The sequence below is a fragment of the Kribbella sp. VKM Ac-2571 genome (genome assembly GCF_004362255.1).
Classification (GTDB): Bacteria; Actinomycetota; Actinomycetes; order Propionibacteriales; family Kribbellaceae; genus Kribbella; species Kribbella pratensis.
On sequence record NZ_SNWS01000018.1, the window covers coordinates 1 to 15,480 of the forward strand.

Consider the following 15,480-nt stretch of genomic DNA (forward strand, 5'->3'; position numbering starts at 1 on the left):
GTCCCCTACGACCCCGCCAAACACGGTGCCGCAGCAGCGCTCAACAAGCCCGTCGCTGCCTGAGGTTGACACAGGGAGTGTCATGGGGCCTCCCGCCCTGGACTGAGGAGCGCAGGGAGCGAAGCGACCGGAGCGACGAGGGAAGGGCGGGAGTAACAGCCCCATGACCCGCGCGACGGAGTCGCGCAATCAATACAGTTCATGACGCTTTGTTGGCGCGGAGTGACGCGAGCTTGGCGATCGCGAGGCCGACGACGATCGTCACCAGTACGCCGATGATCCCGGCCAGTGCACCGGAAACCTGTGCATTGCCGATTCCGTGTACGCCGTAATCGGCCAGCGGACTGCCCGCGACCGCCGAGTCCTTCGCCGCACCCTCGAACCCGAGCTTGGCGCCGACGAACTCCAGCCCGTCCGGGTGCGCGCTCGCGAACAGGCTCAGCCCGCCCGCGACGAGCAGCGTCACCGCAATCCCCACGCCGAGGGAGCGGCCGGCCGGCTTCACGGCGATCGGCCGGTCCGGTGACACCGTGGAGGTGTTGCCGTCGGCATCGACCAGAACAAGGTCCTGCTGCAGGTGCCGAGCGGCGTACACGAGGTCCGGCCGGGTCGCGACGACCGCGCTCAGCACGGCCGCGGTGATCACCGCCTCGCCGATCCCGACCAGAACGTGCCAGCCGACCATCGCGGTCGCGAGTTTGCCGAGCGGGATGTCGACCGCGCCACCGATCGAGTACAGCCCGGTGAACGCCAGGGCCGCGACAGGTACCGACACCAGCGCGCCGACGGTCGCGGCCGGTACGACGCTGCCGACCCTCCGCGGCAGCACCTTCATCAGCGCCCGTGTCAGGAAGTACCCGACGAGCACGGTGATCAGGCCCATCAACGTGATGTTCGTACCCAGCGCCGTCAGACCGCCGTCGGCGAACAACAGCCCCTGCACCAGGAGCACCGTCGACATCACCAGTACGGCGGTCCACGGCCCGACCAGCGCCGCCGCGAGCGCGCCGCCGAGCAGGTGACCGCTGGTACCCGCGCCGACCGGGAAGTTCACCATCTGCACCGCGAACACGAACGCCGCGGTCAGCCCGGCCAGCGCCGGACCGGTCTCGCGGAGCTCGCGGTTCGCCCGCTGCAGGCTGAAGCCGACCGCCCCGGCCGCGATCAGACCAGTGGCGACGGACGTTGGCGCGTTGAAGAAACCGTCAGGGACATGCACGCGCTCATTGTTGTTCTTGTTGCGACCGAATCGCAACAAGCAGTCTCACAGCTCCTTGAGCGCCTCGCTGATCGCACGGTGGAAGGTCGGATACGCGTAGATCATCTGACGCAGCGTGTTCACCGGTACGGCGGCATGCACCGCGACCGCCAGCGCGCTGAGCACCTCGCCACCCGTCGGGCCCGCGCTCGTCGCGCCGACCAGCACGCCGCGGTCGGCGTCCATGATCACCTTGATGAAGCCCTCGTTGCCGGCCTTGTGGATCCAGCCGCGCGTCGAGGCCGGGATCGGGGTCGACGCGGTCCGCACGTTCAGCCCCGCGTCCCGTGCCTGCTTCTCGGTCAGCCCGACCGCGCCGATCTCCGGGTCGGTGAACGTGACCCGCGGCATCGCGTGGTAGCTCGCTGTCGGGGCGTCCGCCTCCTGGAGGATGTCGCGGACCGCGATGTCGGCCTGGTACATGGCGTTGTGGGTGAACGCGCCGACGCCGGTGACGTCGCCGACCGCCCAGACCTTGTCGCCCGCGCGGACGTGCTCGTCGACCTCGACCCGCCGCGCCGACGGGTCCAGACCGAGTTTGTCCAGGCCGAGCTCCGCGGTCGCCACCCGCCGACCGGTTGCCACCAGCAACTTCTCGCCGGAGACCGTCGCCCCGTCCGCGAGCGTGACGCTGAACGTGCCGTCGGCGTACCCGATCTGCTGCGCGTGCGCGCCGAGGCGGAACGTCACGCCGTCGCGCTCCATCGCCTCGCGGGCCAGCTCGCCCGACTCCGGCTCCTCCATCGGCAGCACCTCAGGAGCACCTTCGACCACGGTCACCCGGACGCCGAAGCGGGCGAACACCTGCGCCAGCTCCATGCCGATCGCGCCGCCGCCGAGGACGACGAGCGACTCGGGCAGCGTCTCGACCTCGATCGCCTCCCGGTTCGTCCAGTACGGCGTACCGGCCAGGCCGTCGATCGGCGGGACGGACGGGACCGTCCCGGTCGCGATCACGATGCCTCGGGCCGCTTCGTACTCGGTGTCGCCGGCGCGGACCGTGCTCGGGCCGGTGATCGTGGCGACGTCCTTGATGACGGTCGCGCCCTTGTCCACCAGCCGGTCGACCGCGACCTGGTCGTTCCAGGTGTCGGTCGCCTCCTCGCGGATCCGCTTCGCGACCGGCGTCCAGTCCGGCTGCACGCTCGCCGTACCGGCGATGCCGTCGACGCGACGGGTCTCGGCGATCAGGTTCGCGGCCCGGATCATCATCTTGCTCGGGATGCACCCGTAGTACGGGCACTCACCGCCGACCAGCCGGGATTCGATCCCGACCACCCGCAGCCCGGCCTGTGCCAGCCTCCCGGCCGTCTCCTCCCCGCCGACCCCGAGCCCCACCACGACGACATCCACCTGTTCAGCCATGCCGCCCAATCTCCCAGAGCAGCCCGAACCGGCCAAGTCCCCACCCCGCGCGTCATCGCGATATCAGGAGGCCGGCCAGGCGGTTCGGCGGCTAATCTGCTGCCCATGTACGTGATCGCGCACCTCAGTGACCCGCATCTCGACGGCTCGGAGGAGGCGCGGTCGCGGCTGCGGCGAATCACGTCGTACCTGCGAGAGTTCCGGCGGCCGGTCGACGCCGTCCTGGTCACCGGCGATCTGGCGGATCACGGCCTGTCGGAGGAGTACGCCGAGCTTGCCGAGGAGCTGAAGCTGGACGTGCCCGTGCTGGTGTTGCCGGGCAACCACGATGTGAGTACGCCGTTCCGCGCCGGGCTCGCGTCGTTCGTCGACGCGCCGGGTGAGGGGCACCCGGTGCATCAGGTGCGTGATGTCGGCGAGGCCCGTTTCGTGCTGCTCGACACGACGGTGCCGGGCGAGGACCACGGTCTGCTGCCGGAGGAGTCGTTGGCCTGGCTGGACGGCGTACTGCGGGAACCCTTCGACGGACCGGTGTTCGTCGCGTTCCACCAGCCGCCGTTCAACCTGCATCACCCGACGATGGACCAGTGGATGCTCCGCACGCGCGAGCCGTTCGCCGCCGTGCTCCAGGACAAGCCGGTCACCGCGCTTTTCGCGGGCCACGTCCACAACGCCATCACAGCAACCTTCGCCGGCATCCCGCTCCGAGTCGCCCCCGGCATCCGCTCGTCGGTCCCGCTCCCCTTCGAACCTGAGAGCCCAACAGGGTCGCTGGTCGACCCCACTGCCGAGCCCGGTCTCGCCCTCCATGTGCACGTGCCGGGCGAACCCCTCCAGACCGTCTACAGGTTCCCGCGATGACGGGCCCCTTGGTTCTGCACCCGATCGCCCGGGTCGAGTCGAGCCTGCGGGAGCGTGCCGATGCTCCCCGTCAGGGCGACGAAGGCGCCCCCGACGCGTGGGTGGTCTTCGACGAATCGGTCCGCGCTGCCCTCGCCGACATCACACCCGGCGACGAACTCATCCTGATCACCTGGTTCGACCGAGCCGACCGCGCCGTACAGGCGGTCCATCCCCGAGGCGACGCGTCCCGCCCGGCGACCGGAGTCTTCAGCACCCGCTCCCCCGACCGCCCCAACCCCCTAGGCCTCCATCGAGTCGCGGTCCTGGCCGTCGATGGCCTCCGTCTCCACGTCAACAACCTGGAAGCCCTCGACGGCACCCCGGTCGTCGACGTCAAGCCCGTCCTGGGGGACATCCACGAACGCTGACCCCGCGTCGATCAGCGACTCGTAGCGGGTGGCCATAGTGGTGGCTCGATGGTGGAGGGCGGTGCGGAGCGACTGGGGTGTGAGGGCTTCCGCGTTGGCGCCGAGTTGCCAGAGAGCCCATTCGGCGTGCCACGAGTCTTGGAAGGTCAGTTCGAGGTGGAGCCAGCCCTCGGCGTCGGGTTCGGGGGCTTCGGCTCGGACAGCCACTGCGGCGTTCAGTAGGTCTTCGCGGCGTGCTGGGTTGACCCGCACCAGGACCGTGAGGTGGCCGTCGGAGAGGAACTGGGCGGAGCGATCGCGCCAGATGCGGTCCAGATCGACCTGGTTCGGACGCTCCGCCGGCTCGGAGAGTTCCTCGGCGGCTTGCATTCGGGAGAGTCGGTACGTGCGGTCCTCGCCGGATCTTCTGGCCAGCAGGTAACCCCGGTCGCGTACGGTGACCAGGCCGATCGGGTCGACCGTGCGCCACTGCGGTTCCTGTCGAGTGGCGGTGTACAGGATGCGCAGTTTGTGGCCGGCCAGCACCGCGCGCCGGACCTCGAGCATCGTGGCATCGGGTACCTCTTTGGTGATCAGCCGACGCGAGAGCAGGTCCGTCTCCGGGTCGACCAGGATCCGCTGCGCCGCTTCGCTCGCGGTGGCCCGATGGCTTTCGGGAAGCGCGTCGACCACCTTGCGCATCGCCGACGCCAGCGCCGAGCTGAGACCGAAGACCTGTTCGCCTCGTCCCGAGCCGGCGGTCAGCAACGCCAGCGCCTCGTCGTGATTCAGCCCGGTCAGCTCGGTCCGGAACCCCGGTAGCAATGCGAATCCGCCGTGCCGCCCACGCTCGGCGTACACCGGGATGCCCGCAGCGGACAGCGCCTCGATATCCCGCAGCACGGTGCGCGTCGACACCTCAAGCTCGCGGGCGAGCACGTCCGCGGTCAGCCGGCCGCGCTGACGCAGCAGCAACACCAGCGAGACCAACCGGTCGGCGCGCACCCCGGAACAATACCTGACCAAGGATGTCGTGATTTGTTGGAAAGCTCGCCAGCATGACGATTGAACGAACCGCAGTCAACCCGGTGCCATGGTCACTGGAGCTGGGCTTCAACCAGGGCGAGCTGGTCGCAGGTCACACCCGGACGCTGTACTGCTCCGGCCAGACCGCGATGGACGCCGACGGCAAACCGCAGCACGACGGCGATCTGCCCGCACAGCTCGCACTGAGCCTCGACAACCTGGAGGCAATACTCACCGAGGCCGGTATGTCCCTCACGAACCTCGTCCGCCTCAACGTCTACACGACCGACGTCGACCTTCTGTTCCCGCACTACGGCGTACTGGCCGCACGCCTCGCAGCCGCAGGCGTCGCCCCCGCCACGACAATGCTCGGCGTCACGCGCCTGGCAGTCCCCGGCCAACTGGTCGAGCTCGAAGCTACCGCCGTCGACTAGTGGGTTGGGGAGGGTTGTGCGCCCAGAGCGGCACGAAACCCTCCCCAACTCGGGCTAGAAGTTGATCATGTGGCCTTCGAGGCCGTGGAAGGCTTCCTGGAGGGCTTCGCTCAGGGTGGGGTGGGCGTGGACGTTGCGGGCCAGTTCCTTCGTGGTCAGGTCCCACTTCTGGGCCAGGGTCAGCTCGGGCAGGAGCTCGGTGACCTCGGGGCCGATCAGGTGCGCGCCGAGAAGTTCGCCGTACTTGCTGTCGCTGATCACCTTGACGAAGCCGGTCGGGTCGCCGAGGCCGTGCGCCTTGCCGTTCGCGGTGAACGGGAACTTGGCGACCTTCACGTCGTGGCCGAGCTTGCGGGCCTCTTCCTCGGTGTACCCGAAGCTGGCGATCTGCGGCTGGCAGAAGGTCGCCCGCGGGATCATCGCGTAGTCGAGCTCCATCGTCTCGTGACCCGCGATCGTCTCGGCCGCGATCACGCCCATCGCCCCGGCCGCGTGCGCGAGCATCAGCTTCGCGGTCACGTCGCCGATCGCGAAGATGTTCGGCACGTTGGTCCGGCAGAAGCCGTCGACGCCGATCGCACCGCGCTCGGTGAGCTGTACGCCGATCTTGTCCAGGCCGTAGCCGTCGACGCGCGGCTGGAAGCCGATCGCCTGCATGACCTTGTCGGCCTCGATCGTCTGCTGTACGCCGTCCTTGCCCGTCACGGTGACCTTGACCGAGGCGCCGGAGTCGTCGATCGAGTCGACCCGCGTGGACGTCAGCACGTCGACGCCGAGCTTCTTGTACGCCCGCGCGAGCTCCTTGGAGACCTCCGGGTCCTCGAGCGGGACCATCCGGTCGAGGAACTCGACGATCGTCACCTTCACGCCGTAGTTCGCCAGCACGTACGCGAACTCGACACCGATCGCGCCCGCGCCGGCGATCACGATCGAGCCGGGCAGCTCCTCGGTAAGGATCTGCTCCTCGTAGGTCACCACGCGCTCGCTGAGCTGGGTGCCCGGCAGCAGCTTGGTGGTCGCGCCGGTCGCCACGATGCAGGAACCGAAGGTGACGGTCTCCGACGAGCCGTCGTTCAGCGTCACGTCGAGGGTGTTGGCGTCGGTGAACGAACCCCAGCCGTCGAACTCGGTGATGTTGTTCTTCTTCATCAGGAAGTGGACGCCCTTGACCCGGCCGTCCGCGACCTTCCGGCTGCGCTGCACCGCGGTCGGGAAGTCGAAGGTCACCTCGCCGCTGATGCCGAAGGTCTTCGCCTCCGTCCGGAAGATGTGCGACAGCTCGGCGTTCCGCAGCAGCGCCTTGGACGGGATACAGCCCACGTTCAGGCAGACACCGCCCCAGTACTTCTTCTCGATGATGGCGGTCTTGAGCCCGAGCTGGGCAGCGCGGATCGCCGCGACGTACCCGCCGGGACCGGCGCCGAGGACAACAACGTCAAAGTGCGAGGCCATGCAGTGAACTTTAATAGGTCGCACCAGTCCCACGGCGCAGTGGTACGGCGGTGCGCCCGGGCGGGTGATCCGGGTCACTGGTGGGGCCGATCGCGCCCTGTTGTCCTCCGTTCGCCCGATCAGCCGTCGGCCGAACGGTCACGGTCCGTCGAACCGGGTTCCGCGCGGACCGTTCGACGCCTACGCTGGCCTGGCGCGTGAGGCGAGAAGTGATGGGGGACGGATGGGACTGGGGAGACGCAAGGGGCTGCGGTTCGCGGCACTCGGCATACTGCTGGCGGCGGTCGCCGTCCCGGCAGCGTACGCCGACCCGACGCCGTCCACGACCGAGCCGCCGCCTGCCTCCGTCACCGATGTCAACCGCTCGCTCGAGCAGCTCCAGGCCGAAGCCGCCGCTGTCCAGGCCGACTTCGCGAAGGCGACGATCGCCTACACGAAGGCGCTGAAGGAGGCGCAGGCCGCCGAGGCTGCCGCGAAGAAGGCGGAAGCCAGCGCGACGGCCTCCAAGGGCCTGTCCGACCAGGAGCGCCGCCGGCTCGGCGTGATCACCGCGCAGGCGTACCAGCTGGGTATTCCGACCGTGATGGGTACCGAGTCGATGCTCTGGTCGCTCGCCCCGATCGCCGAGAACCTGCAGGAGATCGCCGACCGGCAGACCGCGATCACGCAGCTCGGCAGCACGCACGTGTCGCAGTACAACAAGGCCATGGCTGCTGAAGCCGAGTCCAACCGGCTCAAGGCGGAAGCGACCACGAAGCGCGCCGCCGCGAACGAGGCCGCCGCCAAGGCCCAGGAGCTCAGCAACCAGGTCCAGCACAAGGCCGCCAGCGCATCCGCGGCGATGGCCGATCAGACGGCCGATCTCGACGTCGCCTCCGCGCTCTCGAAGCAGCTCCAGCTGGCCCGCAACCAGCAGGCGCTCGCACGCTGGCAGACCTATCTGACTGAGCTCGCCGCCACGAAGGTCACTCCCCCGGCCGCCGCCGTACTGAAGAATCCGAGAACACTGCCGACCGGGCTGGCACCGCTGACCCGCCGCGGTGCAGCAGTCCCCGGTGTTGCCTCGGTGTCCGTCGCCGGCCGAACCGTCCGCGTGATGTCGGCCGAGACGATCCGGGCGGTCAATCAAGCCTTCAGCCTGGTCGGGAAGCCGTACGGCGTCGCCGCGACCGGCCCGGACAAGTACGGCTGCCTCGGCGCGGCCCGCGTCGCGTGGCAGCCGTACACGACCCTGCCGAACCTGGTCGGCAAGGTCTACCCGAACTACCAGGCCGTCCCGAACGCGCAGATCCAGCCCGGCGACCTGCTCGTCATGGGCAGCAAGTCCCTCGGCCTCGTCCACATCGGCATCGCACTCGACAACGGCGAGATGATCGCCGCGGACGAGTCGAAGGGCTCGGTCGTCGTCACGACCGTCCCCGACAACCTGTACGCCGCGCTCCGACCGACGCTCGGCGCCCCGACCAAGCCGCAGGTCGCGCCGGTGGCGACGTCCGAGGCGTACGCGTTCCGGTGCGGTAACACGGCCACGTCGTACGACGTCGGCTCGGGCTCCTGGACCTGGCCGCTGCCGGACGGGACCTACGAGATCGGTACGCCGTTCGGTCAGTCGGGATCCATGTGGTCGACCGGATTCCACACCGGCCAGGACTTCCCGGCCGCGGTCGGTACGACGGTACGCGCCGTGACGTCCGGCGTCGTACGCGTCGAGCACCCCGCCTGGGCCGGCAACCTGGTGCGGATCGACCACGGGAACGGCCTCGAAACGCTCTACGCCCACCTGAGCCGGGTCGACGTCGCCGACGGGCAGCAGGTGACGGCCGGGCAGCAGATCGGTGCCGTCGGCACCGAAGGCAACTCGACCGGGCCGCACCTGCACTTCGAGGTCCGGCTCGGCGGCGACCCCGTCAACCCGATGCCGTTCCTGGCCACCGGGTCCGCGAGCACCGGGTGGGGCGGCTACAGCAACGGCATGATTCCGTCCGGCAAGCTGTGCGCGCTCGGGTCCGGTCACATGCTCAGGTGCGACGCCGCCGCGGCCTACCTGAAGCTCGCATCGGACTACCGTGCGCAGTTCGGCAAGTCACTGTGCATCACGGACTCCTACCGTTCGTACGCGTCCCAGGTCAGCCTCTATCAGCGCAAGCCCTCCCTGGCCGCGCTCCCGGGCACGTCCAACCACGGCTGGGGCGTGGCGGTCGACCTGTGCGGAGGCGTCGACAAGTACAACACCACCCAATACCAGTGGATGAAGTCGCACGCGTCGGCGTACGGCTGGCTGCACCCGGCCTGGGCCGACCAGGGCGGCAACCGTGAAGAGCCCTGGCATTGGGAGTTCGGCAACCCGGCCGCCTCCTAGCCGCCCGGTAGGCTGGGGGCGTGGCCGAGAAAAGGAGTCCCGACCGCACCGACCACAACGTCACGCTCGATGCGGCGGACGACCGGTGGGAATGGCGGCGACGGATTCGCGAGAATCCGCGGAAGTTGCTGTTCTACCGGATCGGCGTCGGCGTTCTCGGCGGACTGCTGATCATTGCCGCGCCGTTGACCGGATGGTTGCCGGGACCGGGCGGGATCCCGTTGTTCATCGCGGGTCTCGCCGTGCTCGCGAGCGAGTTCGAGTGGGCCCAGCGGCTGCTGTACCGGGTCAAGGACTGGGTGAAGGCGCTCACTGCCTGGACCGGCAAGCAACCCGCCTGGCTGAAGGCGCTCGGGACACTCGCGCTGTTCGTCTGCGTGCTCGTCGTCATCTGGCTCTACCTGGCCGCGCTCGGCGTGCCGGGCTGGCTGCCCGACTCGTGGGAGTCATTCCTGCACAAACTGCCCCTGCTGCACTGAGTACGGCGGCAACTCGACCAGTTCGCTCATGTTCTGGGCCATCTTGAGCATCTGGTTCAGGAAGAACGGCCGGTCCAGGATCTTGTTCCGCGCCGCGATCCCGAACCGGGTCGCCGGGGCCAGGAACGAGCCCGCACGGCTGCCGTCCTGGGTCTTCGACACGGCCTTCCGCAACCGCTCCTCGTACCGGTCGAACGCGGTTCGGAAGTCACCGCGTGCCTGCGCCAACTCCCCCGCCAGTACGTAGGCGCCGACCACCGCCGTACCGGTGCCGAGCGCGCCGAACGTAGCGCCGTACCCCGCGTCGCCGAGCAACACGATCCGGTCGGTCGACCAGCGGTCCACGCGGACCCGGCTGATCGAGTCGAAGTACAGCTCCGTTGCCGCCGGCAACGCTTCGAGCAGCTCCGGGACGTGCCAGCCGAGACCGCTGAACTGCTCCAGCAGGATGGCCTTCTGCTGGTCCAGGTCGCGCCGGTTGTACTTCAGCTCCGGCGATTTGAACACGAACAGCGTCTGCGCCAGCGCCGGATCGCGACGGTCCGCGCCGACACTCGCAAGCTTCCCGGGAACGTTGTACATCAGCGTGTCGCCGGAGATCCCCAGCGTGTTCGGGACCTCCCAGCCGCCCACGTAGTAGTCGAGGTGCCGTTCGACGACCTGCTCCGCCGGCCACGCCAGCCGCCGTACGACGGAATGCATCCCGTCCGCGCCGATCACGAGGTCGTACGTCTCCTCGATACCGCTCTCGAACCGCACGTCCACGCCGTCCGCGTGCTCCTCCAGGCTCGCGATCGAGTCGCCGAAGCGGTACGTCGCCTGCTCGCGGCTGTGCTCGTGCAACACCCGCGACAGGTCTGCCCGCAGTACCTCCAGCTCCCCGCCCGCGAACTCGGCCGGCAGCCGCATCAACTTGCGGCCCGACTCGTCGACGAACCGCATCGCATTCCCGCCGGTCTGTAGCGACCGCAGGTCCTCGAGCACGCCCATGCGCTCCAGGACGGTGGTGAAGACCTCACCGCGGAAGTCCACCGCGTACCCGCCCTGCCGCAGCGCGGGCGCGATCTCGACCACCGTCACGTCATGTCCCGCACGGCCCAGCCAGAGCGCCGCCGAGGGGCCCGCCACGCTCGCACCCGAAACCAGAACCTTCATCGTCGCCTCCATCGAGAGTAACTGTGTCTGCCGGACACAGTAGTGTGTATGGTAGACACAGTTCAAGCGAATTCCAGAAAGGAAGGCGATGACCGAACTGCTCTGGGGCAAGGAACCGGCCCGGACGCGCGGCCCGAAGCCCGCGATCACGCTGACCGCCATCGCCGAGGTCGCGATCGCGATCGCGGACGCCGAAGGCCTCGACGCCGTCTCGATGCAACGCGTCGCGGGTGAGCTCCCGGTCACGAAGATGGCGCTCTACCGGTACGTCCCCGGCAAGAGCGAGCTGGTCGCGGTGATGAGCGACCTCGCGATGGGCAGCCCGCCGGACCGTCCCGACCTACCGTGGCGCGAGGCGCTCCGCACGTGGGCGATCGACCTGTACGACGGATTCACGCGGCACCCGTGGCTGCTGCAGTCGACGATCGGACGCCGGCTCCTCGGACCGAACGAGCTCGCCTGGATGGAGCGTGGAGTCGCGGCACTCGCCGGCACGGGCCTGACCGGCGGCGAGCAGTTCGACTCGATCCTGGTCCTCACCAGTCACGTCCGGAACATCGCTCAGCAGTCCACGACGTTCCCTGGGCACACCAGCGGGCTGAGCGAGGAGGACATGCAGCAGTCGCTCGCCGAGATCCTCACCACCGAGGCCGATCGGTTCCCGCACCTGACCGCCGCGATGCGTACGTCGGCGGGCAGCGAGAACCAGGGACTGGAGTTCGGTCTGCAGCGGATCCTGGACGGACTAGACCTTCTCGTCCGCAGCCGGGTAGCTGTGCCGGATCGCATTGAAACGTTGCCGATAGAGCGACGCGGGTAGCCCGTAGTGGGACTTGAAGCGGCGGGCGAAGTAGTTCTGGTCGGGCCAGCCGACGGACTCCCCGATCCGGTTGATCGGCAGGTCGGTGTGCAGCAGGCGATCGGCCGCGAGCTCGACGCGGTGCCGGGACAGGTACGCCATCGGCGGCAGTCCGGTCACCGACTTGAAGAGGCGGACCAGGTATCCGGGTGCGAGGTGCAGCTCCCCCGCGAGATCGGTCAGCGTCCAGTGCCGGGCCGGGTCGGCCTCCATCATCCGCATCGCGTCGACGACGGCCGGATGGGTGTACTCGCCGCGCTGGTCGGTTTCCGCGACGGTTCGCGCGACGCAACTGAGATACAACGACAGCCAGCCGATGATCTCACCGCGGTGCCGGCTCGGCGGCTGGTTCCGTAGCCGGCGCAGTCCGTCGAGGTGGCCGACCGCCTCGTTCCTGGTCGCCGGATCGAGGTGGGTGGCGATCATGCCGCGACGCTGGGCCGAGAAGGGACCGGTCCACAACAGGTAACCCAGCAAGGGATCCTCACGCGCCCAGGCGAGCTCGCGCCGGACCAGGTCGGCGGAGAAGCAGCAGTTGTAGACCTCGAGATCGTCGCAGTCGACGTACTCGTGCCAGACCCCCGGACGCAGCAGGATCGCATCACCGGCCCGCAGTCGCTGACGTCCGGCGAGGCTGTGATGGACGCCTTCACCGGCTGTGACGAGCAGCAATTCGAAGAAGCTGTGCGTGTGCAGCGGGTGCGCCTTCTCGTGCAGGTGTGTACCTGCGTGCACCACCGTCCCTTCGACGAAGTGCAGCACGGTCCCGCGGGTCCTCACCGGCTCGTCGGCCATGCCTCACGATACGAGCCAAGGTGCAGATCGTGCTAGATCGAGTGCACATCGGGCTAGTAGCCGGCGACTGCCGGTCGCAGGATCAGGGAACAGGCGAAACCTCCTCGCCGGTCCATCAGCCAAAGATCGAGCGTTTTGTCAGAGCACCCAATGAATCGTTTCACAGACCGTCCTGATCAGCGCCCTGGTTGGAGTCACATGTCGCAACTCGCCGCACCCACCGCCCTCCGCTTCGAGCATCAGCAGGCACCAGAATCCGGCCCAGAAGACGGCACAGTTCTGGGCCTCGGCACTGCGAGCCCGCGGATCTCCTGGCAGGTCCCAACCGCGGACGCCGGCTACGCGCAGACGGCGTACGAGGTCGAGATCACCACCGGAACCACAGAGGTCTTCACCGTCCAGTCCCCCGACCAGGTGCTGGTGCCGTGGCCGGCTGCGGCGCTCACCTCGCGTGAGTCCGCTCAGGTGCGGGTCCGCGTCCGGGGGAACGACGACTGGAGCGAGTGGAGCGAGCCAGCAACAGTCGAGACCGGGCTGCTCACGCCCGACGACTGGACCGCCCGGTTCGTCAGCCCGAAGAACAACCCGCACGGCTCCCCCGCTCCGCTGATCGCCGGCACAGCGAACCTCCCGGACGGCGTCGTGAAGGCCCGTCTGTACGCGACTGCGCACGGCATCTACATCCCCGAGCTCAACGGGCAACGGGTCGGGAACGAGGAGCTCGCGCCCGGCTGGACGTCGTACCAGTTCCGGCTCCGCTACCAGACGTACGACGTGACCGAGCTTGTTCGACCTGGTGAGAACACGCTCGAGTTCCTCGTCGGCAACGCCTGGTACCGCGGCCGGATCGGGTTCCAGCACCAGAAGCAGTTGTACGGCGAACGCCTCGCCGTCCTCGCCCAACTCGAGGTCACCACCGAGGACGGCCAGATCCACACGTTCGCGAGCGACGGCACCTGGACCTCCCGGGAGAGCAACGTCCTCGCCGACGACCTGTACGACGGGCAGACCACGGACCTGCGCAGACAACCCGGAGAGCGCTCTCTGGTGGACGTTCTCGACGCCGACCTGAACCTGCTCGTCGCTCCCGACGGCCCGCCGGTCCGGATCACCGACGTCCTGCCGGCGGTCGAGATCACCACGTCCCCGAGCGGCAAGACCCTCGTCGATTTCGGCCAGAACCTCGTCGGCCGCGTCCGCCTCACGGTTCGCGGCCAGGCCGAGGGCGACGAGATCGTGCTGCGGCACGCGGAAGTCCTGGAGAACGGCGAGCTCGGCGTCCGCCCGCTCCGCACCGCGAAAGCGACCGACACCTACATCCTCGCCGGCCCCGACGAGGTGACCCTCGACTCGCCGCTCACCTTCCACGGCTTCCGGTACGCCGAAGTCACGGGAGTGAGCGCTCTTTCCAAGGACGACATCGTGGCGGTCGTCGTCGGCACCGACCTGCGCCGCACCGGCTGGTTCGAATCGTCCGACGAGCTGCTCAACAAGTTCCACGAGAACGTGGTCTGGGGCATGCGCGGCAACTTCGTCGACGTACCGACCGACTGCCCGCAGCGCGACGAGCGCCTGGGCTGGACCGGCGACATCCAGGTCTTCTCGCCGACCGCGACGTTCCTGTTCGACACCGCCGGCTTCCTCACCAACTGGCTCGCCGACCTGGCCGCCGAACAGCAGAAGGACGGCTCCGTGCCGTACGTCATCCCGGACGTGCTGAAGGACGAGCACCCGGCGACCGCGGCTTGGGGTGACGCGGCAACGATCGTGCCCTGGGTGATCTACCAGCGCACGGGCGACGCCGGTCTGCTCGCCCGGCAGTTGCCGAGCATGCGTGCGTGGGTCGACAAGATGGCCGATCTGGCCGGCAGCAACCTCCTTTGGTCGGGCGGCTTCCAGTTCGGTGACTGGCTCGACCCGACGGCTCCCCCGGAGAACGCGTTCAAGGCCAAGGCCGACGCCGACGTGGTCGCGACCGCGCATCTGGCCCGCTCGGCCGAGGTTGTCGCGCAGGCCGCAGAGATCGTCGGCCAGCCGGACGTCGCCCGTCAGTACGCCACGCTGGCCGACGGCGTACGGAAGGCGTTTGCCGCCGAGTACGTCACCGCCGGTGGCCGGGTATTGAGCGACGCGGCAACGACCTACGCGCTCGCCCTGCAGTGGGCTCTGCTGCCGACCGACACCCAGCGCCGCGGCGCCGGCGAGCGCCTCGCCGACCTCGTCCGGACGTCGAGTTTCCGGATCAGTACCGGATTCGTCGGAACGCCGCTGATCTCCGACGCACTGGCCGATTCCGGACATCCTGACCTGGCATACCGCCTCTTGCTACAGACAGGGTGCCCGTCTTGGCTGTACGCAGTGACGATGGGAGCCACGACGGTCTGGGAACGCTACGACAGCATGCTGCCCGACGGCAGCATCAACCCCGGCGAGATGACGTCGTTCAACCACTACGCCCTCGGCGCCGTCGCAGACTGGATGCACCGCCGGGTCGCGGGGCTGGCCGCGGTCGATCCCGGTTACCGGACCTTCGAGGTGCGCCCGCTCGTCACCGACCACCTGACGAAGGCCTCGGCCAAGCACCTCACGCCGTACGGCGAGGCATCCGTGGCGTGGGCCCGCTCGAACGGTCAGGTCACGCTGTCGGTGACAGTTCCGGTCGGGTCACGCGCCAGCGTCTCCGTTCCTGGACAGGACGAGCCGAACGAGGTCGGTCACGGGACGCACGAGTGGACCGCCGCCGACCCGTACGCCGAGACGCCGGGCGTGCCCGCCGACGCCACGATCCGCCAGCTGATCGACAACGCACCGGCCTGGACCGCGATCGTCGCGGCCGCCATCGAAGACGAGGTGGTCGCCGCCGACACGGACCTCACCGCCCGTTTGGAGCGCTACCTCGACAATCCGGCCGCGGAGCTGATCCCGGTGCTCGGCCGCTTCCGCAAGAACCCCGACGCCCAGGCCCTGCAGGCCGAGCTCGACGCACGTCTCAGCCACTAACCCACCAACCCAACTCACCGACCGCCCCGCTGCCGCGATGTACATCCC

The 15,480-nt window shown here is 68.8% G+C and carries 12 protein-coding genes and 1 pseudogene; 7 read left to right on the top strand and 6 right to left on the bottom strand.

The window, feature by feature from the left end; translation table 11 throughout:
• Positions 1-199: 199 nt before the first annotated feature.
• Both EV651_RS32040 and EV651_RS32045 read right to left on the bottom strand, forming a co-directional pair.
• Entirely contained in the window at positions 200-1,219 is a 1,020-nt protein-coding gene (locus EV651_RS32040) for an energy-coupling factor ABC transporter permease (protein WP_133789015.1), read from the bottom strand.
• Between the two features lie 45 nt (positions 1,220-1,264).
• Positions 1,265-2,623 carry an NAD(P)/FAD-dependent oxidoreductase gene (locus tag EV651_RS32045; RefSeq protein ID WP_133789016.1) on the bottom strand — a complete coding sequence of 453 codons (1,359 nt, stop codon included), beginning with the start codon at positions 2,621-2,623 and terminating at the stop codon, positions 1,265-1,267.
• 105 nt (positions 2,624-2,728) lie between these two features.
• Between EV651_RS32045 and EV651_RS32050 the strand changes: the two genes are divergently transcribed.
• On the top strand, positions 2,729-3,484 hold the full coding sequence (locus tag EV651_RS32050) for a metallophosphoesterase (RefSeq protein WP_133789017.1): 756 nt from the start codon (positions 2,729-2,731) through the stop codon (positions 3,482-3,484).
• Positions 3,481-3,822 (top strand): annotated as a pseudogene (locus EV651_RS42670) (TrmO family methyltransferase); the annotation flags it as partial. The gene EV651_RS32050 and the pseudogene EV651_RS42670, both read left to right, overlap by 4 nt.
• Here the strand turns inward: EV651_RS42670 and EV651_RS32060 are convergent.
• Positions 3,766-4,878 (bottom strand): YafY family protein, encoded by a 1,113-nt coding sequence (locus EV651_RS32060; protein WP_202870609.1) that lies wholly within the window; start codon positions 4,876-4,878, stop codon positions 3,766-3,768. The pseudogene EV651_RS42670 and the gene EV651_RS32060 sit on opposite strands and share 57 nt — an antisense overlap.
• Before the next feature lie 59 nt (positions 4,879-4,937).
• On the opposite strand from EV651_RS32060, the gene EV651_RS32065 reads away from it, so the two are divergent.
• Positions 4,938-5,333, top strand: a complete 396-nt coding sequence (locus tag EV651_RS32065; RefSeq protein WP_133789174.1) for a RidA family protein — start codon at positions 4,938-4,940, stop codon at positions 5,331-5,333.
• A 54-nt stretch (positions 5,334-5,387) separates the two neighbouring features.
• Here EV651_RS32065 and lpdA read toward each other — a convergent pair whose 3' ends face one another.
• Entirely contained in the window at positions 5,388-6,785 is a 1,398-nt protein-coding gene (gene lpdA, locus EV651_RS32070) for a dihydrolipoyl dehydrogenase (RefSeq protein ID WP_133789019.1), read from the bottom strand.
• Between the two features lie 223 nt (positions 6,786-7,008).
• On the opposite strand from lpdA, the gene EV651_RS32075 reads away from it, so the two are divergent.
• Both EV651_RS32075 and EV651_RS32080 read left to right on the top strand, forming a co-directional pair.
• Complete coding sequence (locus tag EV651_RS32075; RefSeq protein ID WP_133789020.1) at positions 7,009-9,144, top strand: peptidoglycan DD-metalloendopeptidase family protein; 2,136 nt, start codon at positions 7,009-7,011, stop codon at positions 9,142-9,144.
• A gap of 20 nt (positions 9,145-9,164) precedes the next feature.
• Positions 9,165-9,623, top strand: coding sequence for a PGPGW domain-containing protein (locus EV651_RS32080; protein WP_133789021.1), 459 nt, complete (start codon positions 9,165-9,167; stop codon positions 9,621-9,623).
• Here EV651_RS32080 and EV651_RS32085 read toward each other — a convergent pair.
• Entirely contained in the window at positions 9,591-10,778 is a 1,188-nt protein-coding gene (locus tag EV651_RS32085; RefSeq protein ID WP_133789022.1) for an FAD-dependent monooxygenase, read from the bottom strand. The two genes, EV651_RS32080 and EV651_RS32085, sit on opposite strands and share 33 nt — an antisense overlap.
• Before the next feature lie 88 nt (positions 10,779-10,866).
• Between EV651_RS32085 and EV651_RS32090 the strand changes: the two genes are divergently transcribed.
• A complete protein-coding gene (locus tag EV651_RS32090; protein WP_133789023.1) occupies positions 10,867-11,598 on the top strand; it encodes a TetR/AcrR family transcriptional regulator C-terminal domain-containing protein in 732 nt (243 codons plus the stop codon).
• Here the strand turns inward: EV651_RS32090 and EV651_RS32095 are convergent.
• Entirely contained in the window at positions 11,524-12,432 is a 909-nt protein-coding gene (locus EV651_RS32095; protein WP_133789024.1) for an AraC family transcriptional regulator, read from the bottom strand. The genes EV651_RS32090 and EV651_RS32095 overlap by 75 nt on opposite strands.
• 198 nt (positions 12,433-12,630) lie before the next feature.
• On the opposite strand from EV651_RS32095, the gene EV651_RS32100 reads away from it, so the two are divergent.
• Complete coding sequence (locus tag EV651_RS32100) at positions 12,631-15,432, top strand: alpha-L-rhamnosidase (protein WP_133789025.1); 2,802 nt, start codon at positions 12,631-12,633, stop codon at positions 15,430-15,432.
• Positions 15,433-15,480 lie beyond the last annotated feature (48 nt).

Bases quoted from the DNA above. Each gene is read 5' to 3' on its own strand.
- EV651_RS32045 (WP_133789016.1), bottom strand. From the start codon at position 2,623: ATGGCTGAACAGGTGGATGTCGTCGTGGTGGGGCTCGGGGTCGGCGGG.
- EV651_RS32050 (WP_133789017.1), top strand. From the start codon at position 2,729: ATGTACGTGATCGCGCACCTCAGTGACCCGCATCTCGACGGCTCGGAG.
- lpdA (WP_133789019.1), bottom strand. From the start codon at position 6,785: ATGGCCTCGCACTTTGACGTTGTTGTCCTCGGCGCCGGTCCCGGCGGG.
- EV651_RS32075 (WP_133789020.1), top strand. From the start codon at position 7,009: ATGGGACTGGGGAGACGCAAGGGGCTGCGGTTCGCGGCACTCGGCATA.
- EV651_RS32085 (WP_133789022.1), bottom strand. From the start codon at position 10,778: ATGAAGGTTCTGGTTTCGGGTGCGAGCGTGGCGGGCCCCTCGGCGGCG.
- EV651_RS32090 (WP_133789023.1), top strand. From the start codon at position 10,867: ATGACCGAACTGCTCTGGGGCAAGGAACCGGCCCGGACGCGCGGCCCG.
- EV651_RS32095 (WP_133789024.1), bottom strand. From the start codon at position 12,432: ATGGCCGACGAGCCGGTGAGGACCCGCGGGACCGTGCTGCACTTCGTC.
- EV651_RS32100 (WP_133789025.1), top strand. From the start codon at position 12,631: ATGTCGCAACTCGCCGCACCCACCGCCCTCCGCTTCGAGCATCAGCAG.